The following is a 22,343-nucleotide window of genomic DNA, read 5'->3' as shown; positions in this document are numbered from 1 at the left end:
GTAATTAGGCGGCGAATAATACCAGAGCGCGGCTGCAGCGCAAGTTGTCGCTTGCACCGACCGTCGTCTGCTAGGCTCGTCTGCTTTGTGAAACGCCCTCCAGAGACTTTCCGCGTGTCCGACGTCATCCTGCGCCTTGCCCTGCCCTCGCCCCTGCGTCGCCTGTTCGACTACCGGGCGCCCGCGAGCATGGCCCGCCAGGCGTTGACTCCAGGCATGCGCATCCGCGTGCCGTTCGGTCGCCGCGAGATGATCGGCGTGCTGGTGGAGGTCGCCACGCACAGCGAAGTCCCCGCCGACAAGCTCAAGCCGGCCAGCGCCCTGCTCGACCCGGTTTCGCCCGTGCCGCCTGCGCTGTTCAAGCTGTGCCTGTGGACAGCCCAGTACTACCAGCACAGCCTGGGCGACACCTTGAGCTGGGCCCTGCCGACCCTGCTGCGCCAGGGCGAACTGGCCGAGGCGCGCCAGGAGCGCTTCTGGCACGTCGCCCCCGGCGCACGCCTGGAGGACCCGCGCATCGCCCGCGCCCCGCGCCAGCGCGATGCCCTCAAGACCCTGTCGCAGCACCCTCACGGCGTGGCCCACAGCCTGTTGAGCAAGCTCGGCCTGAACAAGGACAGCCTCGACCTGCTGCTGGCCAAGGAACTGGTGACCGTCGAGATCCGCCGTCACCTGCCCGCCGCACGCCACGAGCACTGGCTGGCCCAGCCGGAGCTGCCGCTCAACGAGGAGCAGCGCGCGGCGTTCGAGGCGGTGCGCGCAGGCTTCGGCGCCTTCCACGCCTACCTGCTGGCCGGCGTTACCGGCAGCGGCAAGACCGAGGTCTACCTGCAGCTGATCCGCGAAACCCTCGAAGCCGGCAAGCAGGCGCTGATCCTGATCCCCGAGATCAATCTCGGCCCGCAGACCCTGCAACGCTTCGAGCAGCGCTTCAACGCCCGCATCGCCCTGCTGCACTCGGCGGTGGGCGACCGCGAGCGCCTGGACGCCTGGCTGGCGGCCCGCGACGGCGACGCCGACATCATCATCGGCACCCGCTCGGCGCTGTTCACGCCAATGAAGAACCCGGGCCTGATCATCATCGACGAGGAGCACGACGGCTCCTATAAACAGCAGGAAGGCCTGCGCTACCACGCCCGCGACCTGGCCGTGGTCCGCGCCCATCAGGAGAACATCCCGATCCTGCTGGGCTCGGCCACACCTTCACTGGAAAGCCTGCACAACGCCCATAGTGGCCGCTACGGCCTGCTGCGCATGAACCAGCGCGCCGGCGGTGCCAAGGCACCACGCTTCCTGCGCCTGGATGTGCGCAGCCTGCCGCTGGACAGCGGCATCAGCGGCCCGCTGCAACAGGCTATCCGCCAGACCCTGGAGGCTGGGCAGCAGGTGCTGGTGTTCCTCAACCGCCGCGGCTTCGCCCCGACACTTCTGTGCCACGACTGCGGCTGGCTCTCCGAATGCCCGCGCTGCGATGCGCGCATGACCGTGCACCAGCGCTCCGCCGTGCTGCGCTGCCACCATTGCGGCTACGACGAACGCCTGCCGTTGCAGTGCCCACAGTGCGCCCACGTCGACTTGCGCCCGGTGGGGGCCGGTACCGAGCGCGCCGAAGAGCGGCTCAAGGTGCTGTTCCCCGACTACCCGATCCTGCGCGTGGACCGCGACAGCACCTCGCGCAAGGACGCCATGCACAACCTGTTCGCCACCATCCAGCGCGGCCAGCCGAGCATCCTGGTGGGCACCCAGATGCTAGCCAAGGGGCACCACTTCCCCCGCGTCACCCTGGTGGCGATTCTCGATGCCGACGGAGGACTGTTCTCCGGCGACTTCCGCGCCAGCGAGCGCATGGCCCAGCTGATCGTCCAGGTCGCCGGTCGCGCCGGACGCGCCGAGGAACCGGGCAAGGTCATCGTGCAGACCCACCTGGCCGACCATCCGCTGCTGGTGCAACTGACCGAGCAGGGCTACTTCGCCTTCGCCGAGCAGGCCCTGAGCGAACGTCGCGCCGCCGGCCTGCCGCCGTTCGCCCACCTGGCCCTGCTGCGTGCGGATGCGCACAAGCCGGGCCAGGCCGAGAGCTTCCTCGACGAAGCCTGCGCCGCCGCCGAGCGGGTCATGGCCGAACAGGGCCTGCACGGCATCGAGCTGCTGGGGCCGGTCCCGGCGCCCATGGAACGACGGGCGGGCCGCTTCCGCGCGCAACTATTGCTCCAGGCCAATGCCCGGGCTCAGTTGCATCGACTGATCAGTGCCTGGTTGCTAGTGTTGGAGCAGATGCCATCGGGGCGGCAGGTGCGCTGGTCGCTGGATGTCGATCCGGTGGACCTGTACTGAGAGATTGAACGGTCCGTGGGAGCGGGCTTGCCCCGCGATTGCACCCATCGCGGGGCAAGCCCGCTCCCACGCCTGACCAGCGATACCGGCCAAAAGGTTGGCAACCCGCCCCCGGCAACGGATAATGCCCAGTTTTTCCACCTGCGCATCGAAGCGCTCCACCGCGCTTGCGGTCGAAAAGAGAATCCCATGAAAGACACCATTCGCCAGCTGATCCAGCAAGCCCTCACCCAACTCGCCACCGACGGTGTGCTGCCTGAAGGGCTGACGCCGGCGATCCAGGTGGAAAACGCCCGGGACAAGACCCACGGCGACTTCGCCAGCAACATCGCCATGATGCTGGCCAAGCCGGCCGGCATGAAGCCGCGCGATCTGGCCGAGAAGCTGATCAACGCCCTGCCGAAAAGCGACGACATCAGCAAGGTCGAGATCGCCGGCCCCGGCTTCCTGAACTTCTTCCAGAACACCGAGGCCCTGGCCAACCGCCTCGACGCCGCCCTGGCCGACGAGCACCTGGGCGTGCGCAAGGCCGGCCCGGCCGAGAAGGTGGTGATCGACATGTCGGCGCCGAACCTGGCCAAGGAGATGCACGTCGGCCACCTGCGCTCGACCATCATCGGCGACAGCGTGGCCCGCGTGCTGGAATTCCTGGGTGATAACGTCATCCGCCAGAACCACGTTGGCGACTGGGGTACCCAGTTCGGCATGTTGATGGCCTACCTGCAGGAAAACCCGATCACCAGCGATGAGCTGTCTGACCTGGAAAACTTCTACCGCGCAGCGAAAAAGCGCTTCGACGAGTCTGAAGAATTCGCCACCCGCGCTCGCGGCCTGGTGGTCAAGCTGCAGGCCGGCGACCCGGACTGCCTGGCGCTGTGGACGCGCTTCAAGGACATCTCGCTGTCGCACTGCCAGAAGACCTACGAACTGCTCAACGTCAAGCTGACCATGGCCGACGTGATGGGCGAGAGCGCCTACAACGCCGACCTGGCCAACGTGGTCGCCGACCTCAAGGCCAAGGGCCTGCTGGTCGAGGACCAGGGTGCCCAGTGCGTGTTCCTCGAGGAATTCAAGAACGCCGAGGGCGAGCCGCTGCCGGTGATCGTGCAGAAGGCCGACGGCGGCTACCTGTACGCCACCACCGACCTGGCCGCCGTGCGCTATCGCAGCAACACGCTGAACGCCGACCGCGCCCTGTACTTCGTCGACCAGCGTCAGGCCCTGCACTTCAACCAGGTGTTCGAAGTGGCCCGTCGCGCCGGCTTCGTCGGCCATCCGATGAAGATGGAGCACATGGGCTTCGGCACCATGAACGGCGCCGATGGCCGCCCGTTCAAGACCCGTGATGGCGGTACCGTCAAGCTGATCGACCTGCTCACCGAAGCCAAGGACCGCGCCTACGCGCTGGTCAAGGAGAAAAACCCGTCGCTGGCCGAGGACGAACTGCGCCACATCGGCGAGGTGGTCGGCATCGGCGCGGTCAAGTACGCCGACCTGTCCAAGCACCGCACCAGCGACTACAGCTTCAACTTCGAACTGATGCTCAATTTCGAAGGCAACACCGCGCCGTATCTGCTGTACGCCTACACCCGCGTGGCCGGCGTGTTCCGCAAGCTCGGCAAGGGCTTCGCCGAAGTCGACGGCAGCATCGTCCTGCAGGCAGCGCACGAGCAGGACCTGGCCGCGCGCCTGGCGCAGTTTGGCGAGACCCTCAACAACGTCGCCGAAAAAGGCACGCCGCACGTGCTGTGCAGCTACCTGTACGACCTCGCCGGCCTGTTCTCCAGCTTCTACGAGAACTGCCCGATCCTCTCTGCCGAAACCACCGAACAGCAGCAGAGCCGCCTGCGCCTGGCCGCCCTGACCGGCCGCACCCTCAAGCAGGGCCTGGAACTGCTCGGCCTGGAAACCCTGGAGCGCATGTAAGTTGGCTGCAAAGAAGAAACCCGCACCCAAGCGCGGCGCCAGCCGTTCCCAGCCGCCTGCCAGCAAGCAGCCGATCCCGGGCTGGGTGTGGCTGGCGGTTGGCCTGACGGTCGGCGCCTTCATCGTTTTCCTGATGAAGCTCGAGCCGGGCGGTGACGACATCAAACGCACCAAGCCCGAGCAGCACAAGCCGGAGAAAGTCGCCGAGGCGAGCAAGACCACCACGCCGACGCCACAGCAACCGGTGAAGCCGAAGTACGACTTCTATACCCTGCTGCCGGAGTCGGAAGTGATCGTGCCGCCCGAGGCCGTGCCGGAGAAAACCCCGCCGGTACCGGCGCAGCCGCCTGTGCCTAGCACGCCGGTCACGCCAGCGGAAGCGGCGAAGATCGACACCGCCCGCGCCCAGGCCGCGCTGCTGGGGCAGACGCCGGCACCGGCACCTCCGGTGATCAAGCCGGCAGCCACCACCCAGTTCTTCCTGCAGGCCGGCTCGTTCCGCAAGCAGGCAGACGCCGACAAGGTTCGCGCGCAGATCATCCTGCTCGGCCAGGCGGTCAAGGTGGAGTCGGGCACGGTCAAGGAAGAAACCTGGTACCGCGTGATGGTCGGCCCGTTCAGCAACCGCGAACAGCTGACCGTGGCGCAGAAGCAACTGGCCGGGGCAGGCTTCAGCAACCTGCTGCTGCAACAGCGGCGCCAGTAACGAAAAAGGCCTTGCCGCACTCCGCGACAAGGCCTTTTTTCATACCCGGCGACGCTCGGCGTTGACCTGGGAGATCTGGCTGTTGAGCGTCCAGAAGTCATACAGCACCCCCAGCAGGAACAGACCACCGGTGAACAGGTAGATCAAGGCACTGATCCACTTGCCCTGGTACAGCCGGTGCACCCCGAAAATTCCCAGGAAAGTCAGCAGGATCCACGCCAGGTTGTAATCCACACCGCCCGACTCGAAGCGCATGTCCGCCTCGCGGTCCATCGACGGGATCAGGAACAGGTCGATCAGCCAGCCGATGCCCAGCAGCCCGAGGGTGAAGAACCAGATCGTCCCGGTGATCGGCTTGCCGTAGTAGAAACGGTGCGAGCCGGTGAAACCGAAGATCCACAGCAGATAGCCGAGGACCTTGCTGTGGGTGTCGTGCGAAGGGGCACCCTGTTGATAACCATTCATTCGAAGCCCTCGTGGGATAGCCGAAAATTTTCTAACGAAAAATGTGACTTTTTCGTTTTGACCCGACATATGGTACGTGGCTGAGCGACCAACGGATCAGAATTTGATCAAAAAGCTGTTATAAAGTTGCGCGCCAACACTTATAAAGAGCTTCATCTATGCCACCTTTCTTCAAGACATGGCTGACCCTCTGCCTTTTATTACCCCTGGCCGCCCACGCCACCAACCGTGAGCAACGCCTTCCAAGCGGATTCACCGGTTACACGACCAACGCCGACGCCACGGTGAAACGCGCCCCGATCCAGTACCGCAGCACCACCAGCCTGCGCGCGCGCCCGGCCAATGCGGCCAAGCAGCACGCCGTGGGCATGCAGGCGGTGGCGATGTCGCCGAAGCAGAGCAGCGAAGTGCTCAGCCGTGCGGTGAACGTGCTCGGCACGCCCTATCGCTGGGGCGGCAGCAGCCCGAAGAAGGGCTTCGACTGCAGCGGCCTGGTCAAGTATGCGTTCAACGATGTGGCGGATGTCGACCTGCCGCGCACCTCCAATGCCATGGCCCAGGGTCAGGGCGTCAAGGTGGCCAAGGGCGACCTCAAGCCAGGCGACCTGATCTTTTTCAACATCAAGAGCCGTCGGGTCAACCACGTCGCCATCTACCTGGGCAACGACCGCTTCATCCACGCGCCGCGCACCGGCAAGCGGGTGAGCATCGACAGCCTGGAGAAGCCTTACTGGCAGAAGCACTACGTGGTAGCCAAGCGCGTGCTGCCCAAGCAGCAGCAACAGGCGCTGAGCCTGGCCAAACGCTGAAACGCCCAGCAGTCCCTGTGGGAGATCGAAGGGAACCATGATTCCGCGACCAGCGCGCACCCTGTGGGAGCGCCTTAGCCGCGAAGCAAGCGACGCGGAGGATGGCACCGGCTCTGCCGGTGTTCGCGGCTAAAGCCGCTCCCACAGGGACTGCGGTGCACTTTCAGTCTCTGTGGACGTTCCTAACCCACTATCAAACCCCGCGCCTCCAGCGCCTGCAGCGCCCCCTCCATCGTGCACATCCCCGCCGCCGCACCAGCCTGCATCAGCGAATGGATCTGCGCCAGGCGCCCCTCACGTATCAGGTTGCGCACCGCTGGCGTCGCCACCAGCACCTCCCGCGCCGCGACCCGGCCACCGCCTGATCGCCGCACCAGCACCTGCGCGACCACCAGCCGCAGGGCGTCAGCCAGCATGCTGCGCACCAGCGGCTTTTCCTCCGGCGCGAACACCTCCACCAGCCGGTCGATGCTGTTCACCGCCGATCGCGTATGCACGGTGGCCAGCACCAGGTGCCCGGTCTCCGCGGCGCGCAACGCCAGGCGAATGCTGTGCAGATCGCGCAGCTCGCCGATCATGATCACGTCCGGGTCCTGACGCAGGGCACTGCGCAGGGCCTGGGCAAAGTCACGGCTATGCAGGCCGATCTCTCGCTGGTTGACCAGGCTGCGCTGACTGCCGTGGATGAACTCGATCGGGTCCTCGAGCGTGACGATATGCAATGCGTATTCGCGGTTGAGCCGATCGATCAGCGCCGCGAGGGTGCTCGACTTGCCGCTGCCGGTGGCACCACCGACCAGGACCAGGCCATCCCGGTACCGGGAGATGATTTGAAACACATGCACCAGATCAAGTGCCTCCAGACAGGGCACGCTCGCGGGGACCAAACGTACGCTGGCACTCGGACCATTGCGCTGGCGGAACAGGTTCAGCCGAAAACGCCCCAGTCCATCCAGGCTCACCGCCAGGTCCAGCTCATCCCCGGCCGCCCACTGCCGCCGCTGCTCGCTATCAAGCAGACCCGCCATCCCGTTTTCCAGCGCCCCTGTCGTCAGCAGCGCAAGGTCCAGGCGCTGCAACACCCCATCCACACGCAGCAGCGGCTGCTCGCCAGCAGCCAGATGCAGGTCGCTGGCACCGGCAGCCAGGGCCCGGCCCAACAGGTCGGTCACATCCATGAGACTCCCCAACGGCGATCAAGCAGGTAGAATGCCGCTGACCCCAAAGCCGTCGGCGACGAACCATGTCCACCCTAGCAGACAACATTGGCGCCATTGCCACCCGCATCGACAGCGCGGCCAGGGCCGCCGGACGCGACCCGGCCAGCATCCAGCTGCTGGCGGTGAGCAAGACCAAGCCCGCCAGCGCCATCCGCGAGGCCTTTGCGGCCGGGCTGCGCGATGTGGGCGAAAACTACCTTCAGGAAGCCCTGACAAAACAACAGGCGCTTTCCGACCTGCCCTTGATCTGGCACTTCATCGGCCCCATCCAGTCGAACAAGACCAAGGCCATCGCCGAGCATTTCGACTGGGTACATTCCGTGGACCGCCTGAAGATCGCCCAACGCCTCTCCGAACAACGCCCTGCCGGCCTGGCGCCGCTGAACGTCTGCCTGCAGGTCAACGTCAGCGGCGAGGACAGCAAGTCCGGCTGCATGCCCGCCGAGCTGCCGGCCCTGGCCCAGGCGGTGAACGCCCTGCCCGGCCTGCGCCTGCGCGGCCTGATGGCGATTCCGGAGCCGACCGAGGACCGCGCCGAGCAGGAGGCCGCCTTTGCCATCCTGCGCCAGCTCCAGGAGCAGCTGGGCCTCGGCCTGGACACCCTGTCGATGGGCATGAGCCACGACCTGGAAGCCGCCATCGCCCAAGGTGCGACCTGGGTCCGCATCGGCACCGCCCTGTTCGGCGCCCGCGACTACGGACAGCCCTGAATCCATGCTTAACTCACTCTTTCCCTCAAGGACCTGACATGAGCAAGACTCGTATTGCCTTTATCGGTGCCGGCAACATGGCCGCCAGCCTGATCGGCGGCCTGCGTGCCCAGGGCCTGGACGCCGCGCAGATCCGCGCCAGCGACCCGGGTGCCGAAACCCGTGCGCGGATCCAGGCCGAGCACGGCATTGATGCCTTCGAAAGCAACGCCCAGGCCATCGAGGGCGTGGACGTGATCGTGCTGGCGGTCAAACCGCAGGTCATGAAGGCGGTCTGCGAAACACTGAAGCCGAACCTCAAGCCCGGCCAGCTGGTGGTTTCCATTGCCGCCGGCATCACCTGCGCCAGCCTGCAGGCCTGGCTGGGCGCGATCCCGGTGGTGCGCTGCATGCCCAACACCCCGGCGCTGCTGCGCCAGGGCGTCAGCGGCCTGTATGCCACCGGGGAAGTGTCCGCCGAGCAGCGCCAGCAGGCCGAACAGCTGCTGTCGGCGGTCGGCACCGCCTTGTGGCTGGATGAAGAACAGCAGCTGGATGCCGTCACCGCCGTCTCCGGCAGCGGCCCGGCCTACTTCTTCCTGCTGATCGAAGCCATGACCGCCGCCGGCGAGAAACTCGGCCTGCCGCGTGAAACTGCCTCGCAACTCACCTTGCAGACAGCCCTGGGCGCCGCCCGCATGGCGGTTGCCAGCGACGTCGACGCCGCCGAGCTGCGCCGCCGCGTGACCTCGCCGGCCGGCACCACGGAAGCGGCGATCAAGTCGTTCCAGGCCAGCGGGTTCGAGGTGATCGTCGAGCAGGCACTTCAGGCCGCGGCGAAACGTTCCGCCGAACTGGCCGAACAACTGGGCAAATAAGGAGCCATTGATGAATGCATTGTCCGGCGCCGCGATCTTCGTGGTGCAAACCCTGGTCAGCCTGTACCTGGTGATCGTCCTGCTGCGCTTCGTGCTGCAGCTGGTCAAGGCCGACTTCTACAACCCGCTGAGCCAGTTCGCCGTGCGCGCCACCCAGCCGCTGCTCAAGCCGCTGCGCCGGGTGGTTCCCAGCATCGCCGGCCTGGACACCTCCTCGCTGCTGCTGTCGATCCTGATCCAGGCACTGCTGATGGCCTTCGTGCTGATGGTCACCTACGGCACCTTCGGCGACATCCTGCACCTGGTGATGTGGTCGATCCTGGGCATCACCTCGCTGTTCCTGAAGATCTTCTGGGTGGCGATGATCGTCATGGTCATCGTCTCGTGGGTCGCGCCGAACAGCCACAACCCCGCCGCCGAACTGGCCTACCAGATCAGCGAGCCGGTGCTGGCGCCGTTCCGCCGCCTGGTGCCGAACCTCGGCGGCATGGACATTTCGCCGATCTTCGCCTTCATCGCCATCCAGGTGATCCAGTCGTTCCTGATGCCCCAGCTGGCGGCCTACGCCGGCATGCCGCAAGAGCTGTGGCGGATGATCTGACCCGCACCGCATCCAGCGGCAAGCCTTTGCTTGCCGCTGGGGGTAGCGCTCTTTAGACTTACGCCTCCGTCAAGCGTGAGCAGGGTCGATGTCCACTGTCCTTCCCGAAGATTCCGTCGGTCTGGTAACACCGCAGATTGCCCGGTTCGATGAACCGCTGGCCCTGGCTTGTGGCCGCTCCCTGGCCTCGTACGAGCTCATCTACGAAACCTATGGCACCCTCAACAGCACTGCCAGCAATGCCGTGCTGATCTGCCATGCGTTGTCCGGCCATCACCATGCCGCCGGCTACCATGCCGCCACCGACCGCAAGCCGGGCTGGTGGGACAGCTGCATCGGCCCCGGCAAGCCGATCGACACCAACCGCTTCTTCGTGGTCAGCCTGAACAACCTAGGTGGCTGCAACGGCAGCACCGGCCCCGGCAGCCTCAACCCGGCCACCGGCAAGCCCTACGGCGCCGACTTCCCGGTGCTGACCGTGGAGGACTGGGTGCACAGCCAGGCGCGCCTGGCCGACCGCTTAGGTGTACAGACCTGGGCCGCCATCGTCGGCGGCAGCCTCGGCGGCATGCAGGCATTGCAGTGGACCATCACCTACCCGGACCGCGTGCGCCACTGCGTGGACATCGCCTCGGCACCCAAGCTGTCGGCGCAGAACATCGCCTTCAACGAAGTGGCGCGCCAGGCCATCCTCACCGACCCCGAGTTCCACGGCGGCTCGTTCCAGGACCAGGGCGTGATTCCCAAGCGCGGCCTGATGCTGGCGCGCATGGTCGGCCACATCACCTACCTGTCCGACGACTCGATGGGCGAGAAATTCGGCCGCGAGCTCAAGAGCGACAAGCTCAACTACGACTTCCACAGCGTCGAGTTCCAGGTCGAGAGCTACCTGCGCTACCAGGGCGAGGAGTTCTCCGGGCGTTTCGACGCCAACACCTACCTGCTGATGACCAAGGCACTGGACTACTTCGACCCGGCCGCGGCCCATGGCGGCGACCTGGCGGCAACCCTGGCCCATGTCACGGCGGACTATTGCATCATGTCGTTCACCACCGACTGGCGCTTCTCGCCGGCCCGCTCGCGGGAGATCGTCGACGCCCTGATGGCCGCGCGCAAGAACGTCTGCTACCTGGACATCGACTCGCCCTACGGCCACGACGCCTTCCTCATCCCGACGCCCCGCTACATGCAGGGCTTCGCGAACTACATGAACCGCATCGCCCTCTGAGGACCGCATGAGAGCCGACCTGGAAATCATCCAAGACTGGATCCCCGCCGGCAGCCGGGTCCTCGACCTGGGCTGCGGCAACGGCGAACTGCTGGCCTCCTTGCGCGAGCGCAAGAATGTCACCGGCTATGGCCTGGAGATCGACGCCGACAACATCGCCGCCTGCGTGGCCAAGGGCGTCAACGTCATCGAGCAGGACCTGGACAAGGGCCTGGGCAACTTCGCCAGCAACAGTTTCGACGTGGTGGTCATGACCCAGGCCCTGCAGGCCGTGGAGTACCCCGACCGGATCCTCGACGAGATGCTGCGGGTGGGCCGCCAGTGCATCATCACCTTCCCCAACTTCGGCCACTGGCGCTGCCGTTGGTACCTGGCGACCAAGGGTCGCATGCCGGTTTCGGACTTCATGCCGTATACCTGGTACAACACCCCGAACATCCACTTCTGCACCTTCGAGGACTTCGAGAACCTGTGCCATGAGCGCCACGCCAAGGTCCTCGACCGCCTGGCTGTCGACCGTCTGCACCGTAACGGGTTGGGTGGGCGGCTTTGGCCTAATCTTCTAGGTGAGATCGGTATCTATCGGGTCAGCAGCCCGGGCCTGCAGGAGCATCAGCTCGCGGTCTGACCCTCGCGAACGGAGGAATGGGATCATGCGTCGACTAGCACTGTTTCTGATCAGCCTGTGCCTGGCCTTGCCGGTAATGGCTGCCGATGCCGCCAGGCCGGAGCGCAAGGAAGTCTTCGGCGATGTGACGGTCCACTACAGCGCCTTCACCTCAAGCATGCTGCAACCGGACATCGCCGCCGCCACGGGCCTGACCCGCAGCAAGAACCAGGGCGTGCTCAACATCGCCGTGCTCAAGGCCGAGAAGCCTGCAACGGCGGTGGTCAGCGGCACGGTGAAGGACCTGACCGGGCGCAGCAACCCGCTGTCGTTCAAGCAGATCACCGACCAGGGCGCGGTCTACTACATCGCCCAGTTCAAGATCGACCAGGCCGAGACCGTCACCTTCGACATCAACGTCGAAACCGGCGGCGTCAGCCATAAACTCAGCTTCAACCAGGAAGTGTTCCCAGGCGAATGATGAATCTTACGCAACTCGTATTGGCCAGCCACAACGCCGGCAAGCTCAAGGAACTGCAGGCCATGCTCGGCGAGTCCGTGCACCTGCGTTCGATCGGCGAATTCAGCCAGGTGGAGCCGGAAGAGACCGGCCTGTCGTTCGTCGAGAACGCCATCCTCAAGGCGCGCAACGCCGCACGCATCTCCGGCCTGCCGGCCCTGGCCGACGATTCGGGCCTGGCGGTGGACTTCCTCGGCGGCGCGCCGGGCATCTACTCGGCGCGCTACGCCGACGGCAAGGGCGACGCGGCGAACAACGCCAAGCTGCTCGAAGCGCTCAAGGACGTGCCTGAAGACCAGCGCGGCGCGCAGTTCGTCTGCGTCCTGGCCCTGGTGCGGCATGCCGACGATCCGCTGCCGATCCTCTGCGAAGGCCTGTGGCACGGCAGCATCCTGTTCGAAGCCAGCGGCAAGCACGGCTTCGGCTACGACCCGCTGTTCTGGGTCCCGGAGCGTAACTGCTCCAGCGCCGAGCTCGCCCCGGTCGACAAGAACCAGCTCAGCCACCGCGCCCGCGCCATGGCCCTGCTGCGTCAACGTCTGGGCCTGGCATGACCGAAAAGCTGTTCGTGCAACCGGCGGGCCTGATCCTTCCCGAGCTCCCGCCGCTGTCGCTGTACATCCATATTCCCTGGTGCGTGCGCAAATGCCCGTACTGCGACTTCAACTCGCACCAGGCCGGCCCGAAGCTGCCTGAAGCCGAATACATCGATGCCCTGCTGGCCGACCTTGACCAGGAACTGCCTGCCGTCCAGGGCCGCTCCATCAGCACGATCTTCTTCGGCGGCGGCACCCCCAGTCTGTTCAGCGCCGATGCACTGGGTCGCCTGCTGCGCGGAGTCGAGCAACGCATTCCGTTCGCCCCGGACATCGAGATCACCCTCGAGGCCAACCCGGGCACCTTCGAGCAGGAGAAGTTCAAGGCCTACCGGCAGACCGGCATCAACCGCCTGTCCATCGGCGTGCAGAGTTTCCAGCCCGCCAAGCTCGAGAAGCTCGGGCGCATCCACAATGGCGACGAAGCGGTGCGCGCCGCCGACATGGCCCGTGCGGCAGGCTTCGACAACTTCAACATGGACCTGATGCACGGCCTGCCGGACCAGTCGCTCGACGACGCCCTGGGCGACCTGCGCCAGGCCATCGAACTGGCGCCGACGCACCTGTCCTGGTACCAGCTGACGGTAGAGCCGAACACGGTGTTCTGGAACCAGCCGCCTGAGCTGCCCGAGGACGACATCCTCTGGGATATCCAGGAAGCCGGCCAGGCGCTGATGGCCGATCACGGTTACCGCCAGTACGAAGTCTCGGCCTACGCCCAGGCCGGTCGTGCCGCGCGGCACAACCTGAACTACTGGCGCTTCGGCGACTTCATCGGCATCGGTGCCGGTGCCCACGGCAAACTGTCGTTCCCCGACGGACGCATCCTGCGCACCTGGAAGACTCGCCTGCCCAAGGACTACCTGAACCCGGCCAAGCCGTTCAAGGCCGGCGAGAAGCTGCTGCCGGCCGATGAGCTACCCTTCGAGTTCTTGATGAACGCCCTGCGCCTCACCGACGGGGTAGAGGCCGAACTGTTCAGCCTGCGCACCGGCCTACCCCTGGCACAACTGGCCGAAGCCCGCCGTGAAGCCGAACAAAAAGGCCTTTTGCAGGTCGAACCGGATCGGCTGGCCGCCACGCCACGTGGTCAGCTGTTCCTCAACGACCTGCTGCAGTACTTCTTGAATTAAGGATGACCCATGGACCTGGTACTTGACCTGCTCTCGACCGTTTCCCGCTGGAGCCGCAGCAACCTGTCAGAAATCTCGCTGGCCCTGGTGGGCTGCCTGCTGGTGCTGTTCGGCACCGATATCAAAGGCTGGGTAGAAGGCCGCCTGGGCGGCCTGGCCGGCGCCTTGCGGGTGCCGTTCATGGCGCTGCTGGTGATGATCGGCAGCGGCGCGGCACTGATCTATGCAACGCCGTGGATCGTCAAGGGGCTGGGGCAGTTCAACAACTATGCGCTGGCACCGGTACTGCTGGTGGTGCTGGTATTGATTGGGGTCGTAGCTGATCGGCGGGGCTGAGTACTTGCTAAAAGCCGCCCTGGCGAGCCAGGGCGGCTTCTCACCCGACTAACCCTTAGCGGGCATCGTCAAAGTGATCGCGCAGGAAGTCCCTGACAGACCTGAAAACAATCAGGATCCGGATCAGCTTCCAGACGCGGCTCAGCGTATTCAGCAAACGCTTCATATGCCTTGGCCTCCGTGTTGGCTGGGCCAATCTTCCAGCGTCTGACCGGCACTTCGACGCCTTCGGAAATCGTGTGAACCATCTCCAGTGAAGCGGCCAGGTGGATGGCCCTTCGAACACTCCACCGGCGCGGTTCGTGGGCCGCGTCGAAGGGGCCGAGACAACGGATTGAATTCGTTCCCGGCCCGACACTGGAAGGAATCACATGAGAGCGGCGTGATCTTACGCTTTCTGAAAAGGTGAAGCTGTTACTCGCCCAGTCACACGTAATGCTGGATATTTCCACGATTGACGCGACCTCCAGGCAACCCTAGTATTTGAGCCGTGAACTGTCTCCAGTGAAACTGAAACACGCAGGTTGAGGATTCGTAACCCGAAGCCCGCATAAAAAAACCGCCCTTCTAAAGGCGGTTTTTTTGTACCTGCCATTTCGCAGGTTTGAAGGTCAGCTCCGAACGAACTTGGCTCAGTCCACCTTCTCGAACTTCAGATCCCACACCCCATGCCCAAGGCGCTCACCACGGCGCTCGAACTTGGTGATCGGACGCTCTTGCGGGCGCGGCACGTAGGCGCCATCAGCCGCCTGGTTGCGATAGCCGGGCGCTGCGCTCATCACTTCCAGCATGTACTCGGCATAGGGCTCCCAGTCGGTCGCCATGTGGAATACGCCACCGGGCTTGAGCTTGCGGCGCACCAGCTCGGCGAACTCCAGCTGGACGATCCGGCGCTTGTGATGACGCGCCTTGTGCCACGGATCCGGGAAGAACAGCATCAGGCGATCGAGGCTGTTGTCGGCCACGCAGCGGTTGAGCACTTCGATGGCGTCGCAATCGTAAACCCGCAGGTTCTTCAGGCCCTGGGTCAGCACGCCGTTGAGCAGTGCGCCGACACCTGGACGGTGCACTTCGACACCGATGAAGTCCAGCTCGGGCGAGGCAGCGGCCATCTCCAGCAGCGAATGGCCCATGCCGAAGCCGATCTCCAAGGTGCGCGGCGCCGAACGGCCGAACACCTGATCGTAGTCTACCGGGCTGTCGGTCAACGGCAGGATGAACAGCGGGCCGCCCTGCTCCAGGCCGCGTTGCTGGCCTTCGGTCATGCGCCCGGCACGCATCACGAAACTCTTGATGCGGCGGTGCGGGCGGGCTTCGCCGTCTTCGGTGATCGGCGTTTCTTGCGATTCAGTCATCTGGGGCTCTTACTTGATCAGACCTTCCAGCGGCGAGGACGCGCTGGCATAGAGTTTCTTCGGCATGCGCCCGGCGAGATACGCCATGCGGCCGGCAAGGATGGCGTGCTTCATGGCCTCGGCCATCAGCACCGGGTGCTGGGCGTGGGCGATGGCCGAGTTCATCAGCACCGCCTCGCAGCCCATCTCCATGGCGATGGTGGCGTCGGAGGCGGTCCCCACGCCGGCATCGACCAGCACCGGCACCTTGGATTCCTCGAGGATGATCTGCAGGTTGTAGGGGTTGCAGATACCCAGGCCGGTGCCGATCAGGCCGGCCAGCGGCATGACGGCGATGCAGCCGGCTTCGGCCAGCTGGCGGGCGATGATCGGGTCATCGCTGGTGTAGACCATCACATCGAAGCCGTCCTTGACCAGCACTTCGGCGGCCTTGAGGGTTTCGATCACGTTGGGGAACAGGGTCTTCTGGTCGGCCAGCACTTCCAGCTTCACCAGCGTCCGCTCCTCGTGGGACTTGTGGCCGTCGAGCAGCTCACGGGCCAGGCGGCAGGTACGCACCGCCTCGACCGCATCGAAGCAGCCCGCGGTGTTCGGCAGGATGGTGTACTTGTCGGGCGACAGCACATCGAGCAGGTTCGGCTCGCCCGCGTTCTGGCCGAGGTTGGTGCGACGCACGGCCACGGTGACGATTTCGGCACCCGAGGCCTCGGTGGCCAGGCGGGTTTCCTCCATGTCACGGTACTTGCCGGTGCCGACCAGCAGGCGCGACTGGAAAGTGCGCCCGGCCAGGACGAAAGGCTTGTCGCTGCGAACGTTGCTCATCGATGTTCCTCTGGAAAGGTTACGGGACTTTGGATGAATCGGCGGAACGCGCTCAACCACCGCCAATGGCATGAACCACTTCGACCTGGTCGCCTTCGCTCAATCGCGTGTTCTCGTGCTGGCTGCGCGGCACGATGTCCAGGTTCAGTTCCACCGCCACCCGGCGACCGGCCAGCTCCAGCCGGCCCAGCAGCGCCGCGACGCTCTCGCCCTCGGGCAGTTCGTAAGGTTCACCGTTCAATTGAATGCGCATGCGCACGGCCACCATTGTTCTTTGGGGCCCGCATTCTAGCGCCGATCCACCCCTCAACCCAAGGGCGACGCACGCCATTAGTCGCGATTGTGGACCGTTCGGTCAGCCCAGGCGCCAGGCGGCCAGGCCCAGGCACAACCAACCGGCAAGGAAGCACAGGCCACCCAGCGGGGTGATCATGCCGAGCTTGCCCAGGCCGCTCAGGGTCAGTACGTAGAGGCTACCGGAGAACAGCAGGATACCCACGGCGAACAGACCGCCGGCCCAGCCGACCAGGCGCCCCGGCAGGTGTGCCGAGAGCACCGCCACCGCGAGGATCGCCAGGGCGTGCACCAGCTGGTAGGTCACGCCAGTGTGGAAAATCGCCAGGTAGTCGGCGCTGAGACGGCTCTTCAGGCCATGGGCGGCGAAGGCGCCGAGGGCGACGCCGGTAAAGCCGAAGAACGCGGCGAGCATCAGGAAGCTGCGAAGCATGGGACGACTCCTCGGGAGGGGTCTGTATAATGGCCCGTTCCAACGGTCCGGCCAAGCCATCACCATGCTGTCATCTCTTCTGCGCCGCCTTTCCCGCGCCCTGCTCTGGTTCGCCGCCGGCAGCGCCGCCGTGGTCCTGGTGCTGCGCTGGGTTCCACCGCCCGGCACCGCGCTGATGGTCGAGCGCAAGGTGGAGTCGTGGTTCAGCGGCGAGCCCATCGACCTGCAACGCGACTGGACGCCCTGGGAGGACATCTCCGACGAGCTCAAGGTCGCAGTCATTGCCGGCGAGGACCAGAAGTTCGCCAGCCACTGGGGCTTCGACATCCCAGCCATACAGGCGGCGCTGGCCTACAACGAGCGTGGTGGCAAGGTCCGTGGCGCCAGCACCCTGACCCAGCAGGTGGCCAAGAACCTGTTCCTGTGGTCCGGGCGCAGCTGGTTGCGCAAGGGTTTGGAAGCCTGGTTCACCGCGCTGATTGAGCTGTTCTGGTCAAAGGAGCGGATTCTCGAGGTCTACCTGAACAGCGCCGAATGGGGCAAGGGCGTGTTCGGTGCCCAGGCCGCGGCACGCTACCACTTCGGCGTGGACGCCAGCCGCCTGACGCGACAACAGGCCGCACAGCTCGCAGCGGTGCTGCCGAGTCCGATCAAGTGGAGTGCCAGCCGGCCAAGCGCCTATGTGGCGAGCCGGGCAGGGTGGATTCGCCGGCAGATGAGCCAGCTGGGTGGGCCGAGCTACCTGATGCAGCTGGATACTTCGCGCAGGCTTTGAGGCCTGGCTTTCGTGGGAGCGGGCTTGCCCCGCGATAGACGATTCATCGCCGCATCGCCATCGCGGGGCAAGCCCGCTCCCACGCGCCACAACACACGAAAAAGCCGCTGTCTCTTGCGAGAACAGCGGCTTTTTCACTCCAGCCAGGCGCCGATCAGATCGCGATCAGTGCCTTGACCTTGTTCATCGCGTTCTTCTCCAGCTGGCGAATACGCTCGGCCGAAACGCTGTACTTCTCCGCCAGCTCATGCAGCGTGGCCTTTTCCTCGGCCAACCAGCGCTGGTAGAGGATATCGCGACTGCGATCGTCCAGGCCTTGCAGCGCTTCATGCAGATTGCTGGTGGAGTTGTCGCTCCAATCGGCGTCCTCCAGCTGCACGGCCGGGTCGTAGCGGTGGTCTTCCAGGTAATGCGCGGGCGACTGGAAGGCGCTGTCGTCGTCGGCTTCGGCCGCCGGGTCGAAGGCCATGTCCTGGCCGCTCAGGCGGCTTTCCATCTCGCGCACTTCACGGGGCTCGACGCCGAGGCTTTCGGCCACGCGATGCACTTCGTCATTGTTCAACCAGGCCAGACGCTTCTTCTGGCTGCGCAGGTTGAAGAACAGCTTGCGCTGGGCCTTGGTGGTGGCCACCTTGACGATGCGCCAGTTGCGCAGGATGAACTCGTGGATCTCGGCCTTGATCCAGTGCACCGCGAAGGACACCAGACGCACGCCCATTTCCGGGTTGAAACGCTTTACCGCCTTCATCAGGCCGACGTTGCCTTCCTGGATCAGGTCGGCCTGGGCCAGTCCGTAGCCTGCGTAGCTACGGGCGATGTGTACGACGAAACGCAGGTGGGCCATCACCATTTGACGAGCGGCCTCGAGATCCTGCTCATAGTAGAGACGCTCGCCCAGATCACGCTCCTGCTCCGGCGACAGCAAGGGGATGCTGTTGACCGTGTGCACATAGGCTTCCAGGTTTGCACCGGGAACCAGGGCATAGGCAGGTTGCAACGATGTGGTCATTCAAGTACCTCCGGCTTACAGACTCGTGCCTTGTGGGCACTGCCAGCATAGACAAGGAACCGTTGTACAAGTTCCAGGATGAAAAATTTGTCAATACTGGCCATGAAACATTTATCGCGGCGCGAGCTCGTTCAGGTGACGAGCAACGGCGATCCATGCACCGATATACCCCAACAGCACCGCCCCGATCAAGAGTGAAAGACCATCGGAGGCCGGTACGCCACCCAGGGCGAAATCACTGCCATACAGGCCGGACAGCCCGACCACCGCGTCATTCAGCCAGTTCAGGCCGAACGCCAGGATGCCCCAGGCCAGCACGCCCGCACCCAGGCCGTACAGCGCGCCCATGTACAGGAAAGGCCGGCGCACGTAGCTGTCGGTGCCACCGACGAGCTTGATCACTTCGATCTCGACCCGGCGGTTTTCGATATGTAGACGAATTGTGTTACCGATTACTAACAACAGCGCGGAAATCAGCATCACCGCCAGGCCGAAGACGAACCGGTCACCCAGCTTGAGGATTGCCGCCAGGCGCTCGACCCACACCAGGTCCAGCTGCGCCGCTTCCACCCGCGGCAACTCGGACAGGCGCTGACGCAAGGCCTCCAGGGCGGGCTTGTCGACCTCGGTCGGGGTCACCACCACCACGCCCGGCAGCGGGTTGTCCGGCAACTCGCGCAGCGCCTCACCCAGGCCCGACTGCTGCTGGAACTCTTCCAGTGCCTGCTCGCGGCTGACGTACTGGGCCTCGGCGACGCCGGGCATGCCCTTGATCTCGTCACGCAGCGCCTCGCCGTCGCGGCTGCTGGCGTCGAGCTTGAGGTACAGCGAGATCTGCGCCGCGCGCTGCCAGGAACCGCCGAGTTTCTCAACGTTCTTCAGCAACAGCGACAGGCCCATGGGCATGCTCAGCGCCACGGCCATCACCAGGCAGGTGAAGAAACTGCCGATCGGCTGCTTGCCCAGCCGGCGCAGGCTGTCGGCCAGGCTGGCGCGGTGGCTTTCCAGCCAGGCGTGCAGCAGGGTGCTGAAGTCCGGGCCATCGTCGTCGTGATCGCCACGCTTTTTCTTCGTCGGTTGTGGGTCGGCGGCTTTCGGCGCCACGCGCTCGGAAACCTTTGGTGTACGTGTGGTGCTCATTGCCCGGCCTCCCCATCGCCGATCAAGCGGCCGCGTTGCAGCGTCAGCATGCGGTGGCGCATGCGCGCGATCAGCGCCAGGTCGTGGCTGGCGATCAATACCGTGGTACCCAGGCGATTGATGTCCTCGAACACGCCCATGATCTCGGCGGCCAGGCGCGGGTCGAGGTTACCGGTGGGCTCGTCCGCCAGCAGCAGGGCCGGCTGGTGGACGATGGCGCGGGCAATGCCCACGCGCTGCTGCTGGCCGGTGGACAGGTCGGCCGGGAACAGCTCGCCCTTGTCGCTCAGCGACACGCGCTCCAGCGCCGAATCCACGCGCTTGGCGATCTCGGCCTTGGACAGCCCGAGGATCTGCAGCGGCAGGGCGATGTTGTTGAACACCGTGCGGTCGAACAGCAGCTGGTGGTTCTGGAACACCACGCCGATCTGACGGCGCAGGAACGGGATCTGCGCGTTGCTGATCTGACCCAGGTCCTGCCCGGCCAAAAGCAGCTTGCCGCTGGTCGGACGCTCCATGGCCAGCAGCAGGCGCAGCAGGGTGCTCTTGCCGGCGCCGGAGTGGCCGGTGACGAACAGGAACTCGCCACGACGCGCCCGGAAGCTCAGTTCGTGCAGGCCGACGTGGCCGTTGGGATAGCGCTTGGCTACCTGTTCGAATCGGATCATGAAGGTTCCCGCTCGGCGAACAGCGCCTTGACGAAGGGTTCGGCCTCGAAGGTGCGCAGGTCGTCGATACCCTCGCCCACACCGATGAAGCGGATCGGGATATTGAACTGCTTGGCCAGGGCGAAGATGACGCCGCCCTTGGCGGTGCCGTCCAGCTTGGTCAGGGCCAGGCCGGTCAGCTCGACGCTCTGGTTGAAGTACTTGGCCTGGCTGATGGCGTTCTGCCCGGTACCGGCGTCGAGCACCAGCAGCACCTCGTGCGGCGCATCGGCGTCGAGCTTGCCGATCACCCGACGGACCTTCTTCAGCTCCTCCATCAGGTTGTCCTTGGTGTGCAGGCGGCCGGCGGTGTCGGCGATCAGCACATCGACGCCCCGGGCCTTGGCGGCCTGCACGGCGTCGAAGATAACCGAGGCCGAGTCGGCTCCGGTGTGCTGGGCGATCACCGGGATCTGGTTGCGCTCGCCCCAGACCTGCAGCTGCTCCACCGCCGCGGCGCGGAAGGTGTCGCCGGCGGCGAGCATGACCTTCTTGCCTTCGAGCTGCAGCTTCTTGGCCAGCTTACCGATGGTGGTGGTCTTGCCGGCGCCGTTCACGCCGACCACCAGGATCACATAGGGCTTGTTCTGCGCCTCGATCTTCAGCGGTTGCTCGACCGGGCGCAGCAAAGCGGCCAGTTCGTCCTGCAGCGACTTGTACAGGGCATCGGCGTCGGCCAACTGTTTGCGGGCGACCTTCTGCGTCAGGTTCTGGACGATGGTCGAGGTGGCCTCGACGCCGACGTCGGCGGTCAGCAGGCGGGTCTCGATCTCGTCGAGCAGGTCGTCGTCAATGACCTTCTTGCCCAGGAACAGGCTGGCCATGCCCTCGCCGATGCTGGCGCTGGTCTTCGACAGGCCCTGCTTGAGGCGGGCGAAGAAGCCTGTTTTGGCGGGTTCGGCTGCGACTGGAGCGGGTTCCACGGCAGCCGGAGCGGGGGCGACAGGCGCTTCTGGCTCAGGCTCGACCACAGGGGCAATCACCACCGGTGCTGGCTCGGGCACCACCACCTCAGGGGGCTGGCGCTCAGGGATAGCCGGCGGGACCTTGGGTTCCAGGTCAGGCACCAGCGCCACCGGCTCTTCCGCGACCGGCAGCACCAGGTTGCTTACAGGCGCAGGCGGTGTTGGCTCGGGCACAACCGTTGACAGGTCCGACGCATTCGCGGGCAAGCCCGCTCCCACAGGAGGCTGCGGCGTCTGAGGCACCGCGGCAGGCTCGGCCGGGACTTCTGCCGGCACAGACTGGGGTGCTTCGAGCACTACAGCGGGCTGCGGCGCCTGAGGCGCAGCGGCAGGCTCAGGTTCGGCCGTCTGGACAGGCTCGACCGGGACTTCCACCGGCACAGGCTGAGGTGTTTCGACCACCGGTGCGGTCAGCGGCGCAGCGGCGGGCTCCGGCTCGGCCGGCGCGCTTACCGGCGCAGGCTGGGGTGCCTCGGCCAGCGGAGCGGGCTGCTCGGCGGGAGGCGGCTGTACCACCGGCGCCTCAGCGGGCGGTTGGGGGGCTTGCGGCTGTTCGGCGACAGGTTGCTCCGGCTTCTTGCGGAACCAGCTGAACAGGCCTTTCTTCTCGCCAGCCGCGGCCGGCGCTTTTTTGTCGTCGTTGGAACCAAACATGGAAGACGGCTATCTCAGGGTAGCGATGCGCCAGCAGTGGCGCATCGGGAATTCTTGGGTCACGCAGAACAGACTACTGTGAAGCCAGCGGGTTCATGCGCAACGTTTTGTCGTAAGGGCCTGCGGGCCAGAACGGCGACA

General features: G+C 65.3%; 24 protein-coding genes. 14 read left to right on the top strand and 10 right to left on the bottom strand.

Annotation, left to right across the window (positions count from 1 at the left end; all coding sequences use genetic code 11):
* Nucleotides 1-114: 114 nt before the first annotated feature.
* The 3 genes from LU671_RS02960 to LU671_RS02950 all read left to right on the top strand — a co-directional run bounded on the left by LU671_RS02960 (nucleotide 115) and on the right by LU671_RS02950 (nucleotide 4,966).
* Complete coding sequence (locus LU671_RS02960) at nucleotides 115-2,334, top strand: primosomal protein N' (RefSeq protein ID WP_232854905.1); 2,220 nt, start codon at nucleotides 115-117, stop codon at nucleotides 2,332-2,334.
* Nucleotides 2,335-2,523: 189 nt separating this feature from the next.
* On the top strand, nucleotides 2,524-4,260 hold the full coding sequence (gene argS / locus LU671_RS02955; RefSeq protein WP_232854904.1) for an arginine--tRNA ligase: 1,737 nt from the start codon (nucleotides 2,524-2,526) through the stop codon (nucleotides 4,258-4,260).
* Between the two features lies 1 nt (nucleotide 4,261).
* On the top strand, nucleotides 4,262-4,966 hold the full coding sequence (locus LU671_RS02950; protein WP_232854903.1) for an SPOR domain-containing protein: 705 nt from the start codon (nucleotides 4,262-4,264) through the stop codon (nucleotides 4,964-4,966).
* A 39-nt stretch (nucleotides 4,967-5,005) separates the two neighbouring features.
* Here the strand turns inward: LU671_RS02950 and LU671_RS02945 are convergent, their stop codons facing one another.
* On the bottom strand, nucleotides 5,006-5,431 hold the full coding sequence (locus tag LU671_RS02945) for an NINE protein (protein WP_023630210.1): 426 nt from the start codon (nucleotides 5,429-5,431) through the stop codon (nucleotides 5,006-5,008).
* 158 nt (nucleotides 5,432-5,589) lie between these two features.
* Here LU671_RS02945 and LU671_RS02940 point away from each other — a divergent pair, with 158 nt between their 5' ends.
* A complete protein-coding gene (locus LU671_RS02940) occupies nucleotides 5,590-6,240 on the top strand; it encodes a C40 family peptidase (RefSeq protein WP_232854902.1) in 651 nt (216 codons plus the stop codon).
* A 182-nt stretch (nucleotides 6,241-6,422) separates the two neighbouring features.
* Here the strand turns inward: LU671_RS02940 and LU671_RS02935 are convergent, their stop codons facing one another.
* Nucleotides 6,423-7,418: a type IV pilus twitching motility protein PilT gene (locus tag LU671_RS02935; RefSeq protein WP_232854901.1), complete on the bottom strand. Its 996-nt coding sequence runs from the start codon at nucleotides 7,416-7,418 to the stop codon at nucleotides 6,423-6,425.
* 65 nt (nucleotides 7,419-7,483) lie between these two features.
* Here LU671_RS02935 and LU671_RS02930 point away from each other — a divergent pair, with 65 nt between their 5' ends.
* The 9 genes from LU671_RS02930 (at nucleotide 7,484) to LU671_RS02890 (ending at nucleotide 14,048) form a co-directional block, all read left to right on the top strand.
* Nucleotides 7,484-8,170 (top strand): YggS family pyridoxal phosphate-dependent enzyme, encoded by a 687-nt coding sequence (locus tag LU671_RS02930; RefSeq protein WP_203648512.1) that lies wholly within the window; start codon nucleotides 7,484-7,486, stop codon nucleotides 8,168-8,170.
* Between the two features lie 38 nt (nucleotides 8,171-8,208).
* On the top strand, nucleotides 8,209-9,027 hold the full coding sequence (gene proC, locus LU671_RS02925) for a pyrroline-5-carboxylate reductase (RefSeq protein ID WP_232854900.1): 819 nt from the start codon (nucleotides 8,209-8,211) through the stop codon (nucleotides 9,025-9,027).
* A 10-nt stretch (nucleotides 9,028-9,037) separates the two neighbouring features.
* Nucleotides 9,038-9,628 (top strand): YggT family protein, encoded by a 591-nt coding sequence (locus tag LU671_RS02920; protein WP_203648514.1) that lies wholly within the window; start codon nucleotides 9,038-9,040, stop codon nucleotides 9,626-9,628.
* Between the two features lie 88 nt (nucleotides 9,629-9,716).
* On the top strand, nucleotides 9,717-10,856 hold the full coding sequence (metX, locus tag LU671_RS02915; protein ID WP_232854899.1) for a homoserine O-succinyltransferase MetX: 1,140 nt from the start codon (nucleotides 9,717-9,719) through the stop codon (nucleotides 10,854-10,856).
* A 7-nt stretch (nucleotides 10,857-10,863) separates the two neighbouring features.
* Nucleotides 10,864-11,484: a methionine biosynthesis protein MetW gene (metW, locus tag LU671_RS02910; protein WP_011531735.1), complete on the top strand. Its 621-nt coding sequence runs from the start codon at nucleotides 10,864-10,866 to the stop codon at nucleotides 11,482-11,484.
* Between the two features lie 25 nt (nucleotides 11,485-11,509).
* Complete coding sequence (locus LU671_RS02905; RefSeq protein WP_232854898.1) at nucleotides 11,510-11,944, top strand: DUF4426 domain-containing protein; 435 nt, start codon at nucleotides 11,510-11,512, stop codon at nucleotides 11,942-11,944.
* A complete protein-coding gene (gene rdgB, locus LU671_RS02900; RefSeq protein WP_232854897.1) occupies nucleotides 11,941-12,537 on the top strand; it encodes an RdgB/HAM1 family non-canonical purine NTP pyrophosphatase in 597 nt (198 codons plus the stop codon). The genes LU671_RS02905 and rdgB overlap by 4 nt, the downstream gene beginning before the upstream one ends.
* Nucleotides 12,534-13,712, top strand: a complete 1,179-nt coding sequence (gene hemW / locus LU671_RS02895) for a radical SAM family heme chaperone HemW (protein ID WP_232854896.1) — start codon at nucleotides 12,534-12,536, stop codon at nucleotides 13,710-13,712. The genes rdgB and hemW overlap by 4 nt, the downstream gene beginning before the upstream one ends.
* A 9-nt stretch (nucleotides 13,713-13,721) precedes the next feature.
* The gene (locus LU671_RS02890; protein WP_011531731.1) at nucleotides 13,722-14,048 is read left to right on the top strand and encodes a DUF3392 family protein; all 327 of its coding nucleotides are present in this window, start codon (nucleotides 13,722-13,724) and stop codon (nucleotides 14,046-14,048) included.
* 632 nt (nucleotides 14,049-14,680) lie between these two features.
* Here LU671_RS02890 and trmB read toward each other — a convergent pair.
* The 4 genes from trmB to LU671_RS02870 form a co-directional block, all read right to left on the bottom strand.
* On the bottom strand, nucleotides 14,681-15,403 hold the full coding sequence (gene trmB / locus LU671_RS02885; RefSeq protein WP_110735367.1) for a tRNA (guanosine(46)-N7)-methyltransferase TrmB: 723 nt from the start codon (nucleotides 15,401-15,403) through the stop codon (nucleotides 14,681-14,683).
* Between the two features lie 9 nt (nucleotides 15,404-15,412).
* Nucleotides 15,413-16,225 carry a thiazole synthase gene (locus tag LU671_RS02880; protein WP_232854895.1) on the bottom strand — a complete coding sequence of 271 codons (813 nt, stop codon included), beginning with the start codon at nucleotides 16,223-16,225 and terminating at the stop codon, nucleotides 15,413-15,415.
* Between the two features lie 52 nt (nucleotides 16,226-16,277).
* Complete coding sequence (gene thiS / locus LU671_RS02875; RefSeq protein WP_232854894.1) at nucleotides 16,278-16,478, bottom strand: sulfur carrier protein ThiS; 201 nt, start codon at nucleotides 16,476-16,478, stop codon at nucleotides 16,278-16,280.
* Nucleotides 16,479-16,580: 102 nt separating this feature from the next.
* Nucleotides 16,581-16,952, bottom strand: a complete 372-nt coding sequence (locus LU671_RS02870) for a DUF423 domain-containing protein (protein WP_232854893.1) — start codon at nucleotides 16,950-16,952, stop codon at nucleotides 16,581-16,583.
* A gap of 64 nt (nucleotides 16,953-17,016) precedes the next feature.
* Between LU671_RS02870 and mtgA the strand changes: the two genes are divergently transcribed.
* Complete coding sequence (gene mtgA / locus LU671_RS02865; RefSeq protein WP_028689133.1) at nucleotides 17,017-17,727, top strand: monofunctional biosynthetic peptidoglycan transglycosylase; 711 nt, start codon at nucleotides 17,017-17,019, stop codon at nucleotides 17,725-17,727.
* Between the two features lie 154 nt (nucleotides 17,728-17,881).
* Here the strand turns inward: mtgA and rpoH are convergent, their stop codons facing one another.
* The 4 genes from rpoH to ftsY all read right to left on the bottom strand — a co-directional run bounded on the left by rpoH (nucleotide 17,882) and on the right by ftsY (nucleotide 22,202).
* The gene (gene rpoH, locus LU671_RS02860; protein ID WP_050707365.1) at nucleotides 17,882-18,736 is read right to left on the bottom strand and encodes an RNA polymerase sigma factor RpoH; all 855 of its coding nucleotides are present in this window, start codon (nucleotides 18,734-18,736) and stop codon (nucleotides 17,882-17,884) included.
* Nucleotides 18,737-18,847: 111 nt separating this feature from the next.
* Nucleotides 18,848-19,876 (bottom strand): permease-like cell division protein FtsX, encoded by a 1,029-nt coding sequence (gene ftsX / locus LU671_RS02855; protein ID WP_232854892.1) that lies wholly within the window; start codon nucleotides 19,874-19,876, stop codon nucleotides 18,848-18,850.
* Nucleotides 19,873-20,544, bottom strand: a complete 672-nt coding sequence (gene ftsE / locus LU671_RS02850; protein ID WP_011531723.1) for a cell division ATP-binding protein FtsE — start codon at nucleotides 20,542-20,544, stop codon at nucleotides 19,873-19,875. The genes ftsX and ftsE overlap by 4 nt, the downstream gene beginning before the upstream one ends.
* Nucleotides 20,541-22,202 (bottom strand): signal recognition particle-docking protein FtsY, encoded by a 1,662-nt coding sequence (gene ftsY, locus LU671_RS02845; RefSeq protein WP_203648543.1) that lies wholly within the window; start codon nucleotides 22,200-22,202, stop codon nucleotides 20,541-20,543. Before ftsY ends, ftsE begins: the two co-directional genes overlap by 4 nt.
* Nucleotides 22,203-22,343 lie beyond the last annotated feature (141 nt).

This window comes from Pseudomonas sp. NMI760_13 (assembly GCF_021283245.1).
Taxonomy (GTDB): Bacteria; Pseudomonadota; Gammaproteobacteria; order Pseudomonadales; family Pseudomonadaceae; genus Aquipseudomonas; species Aquipseudomonas peradeniyensis.
Note: the sequence above shows the minus strand (reverse complement) of the source record. Positions and strands in the feature narration are given on the sequence as shown.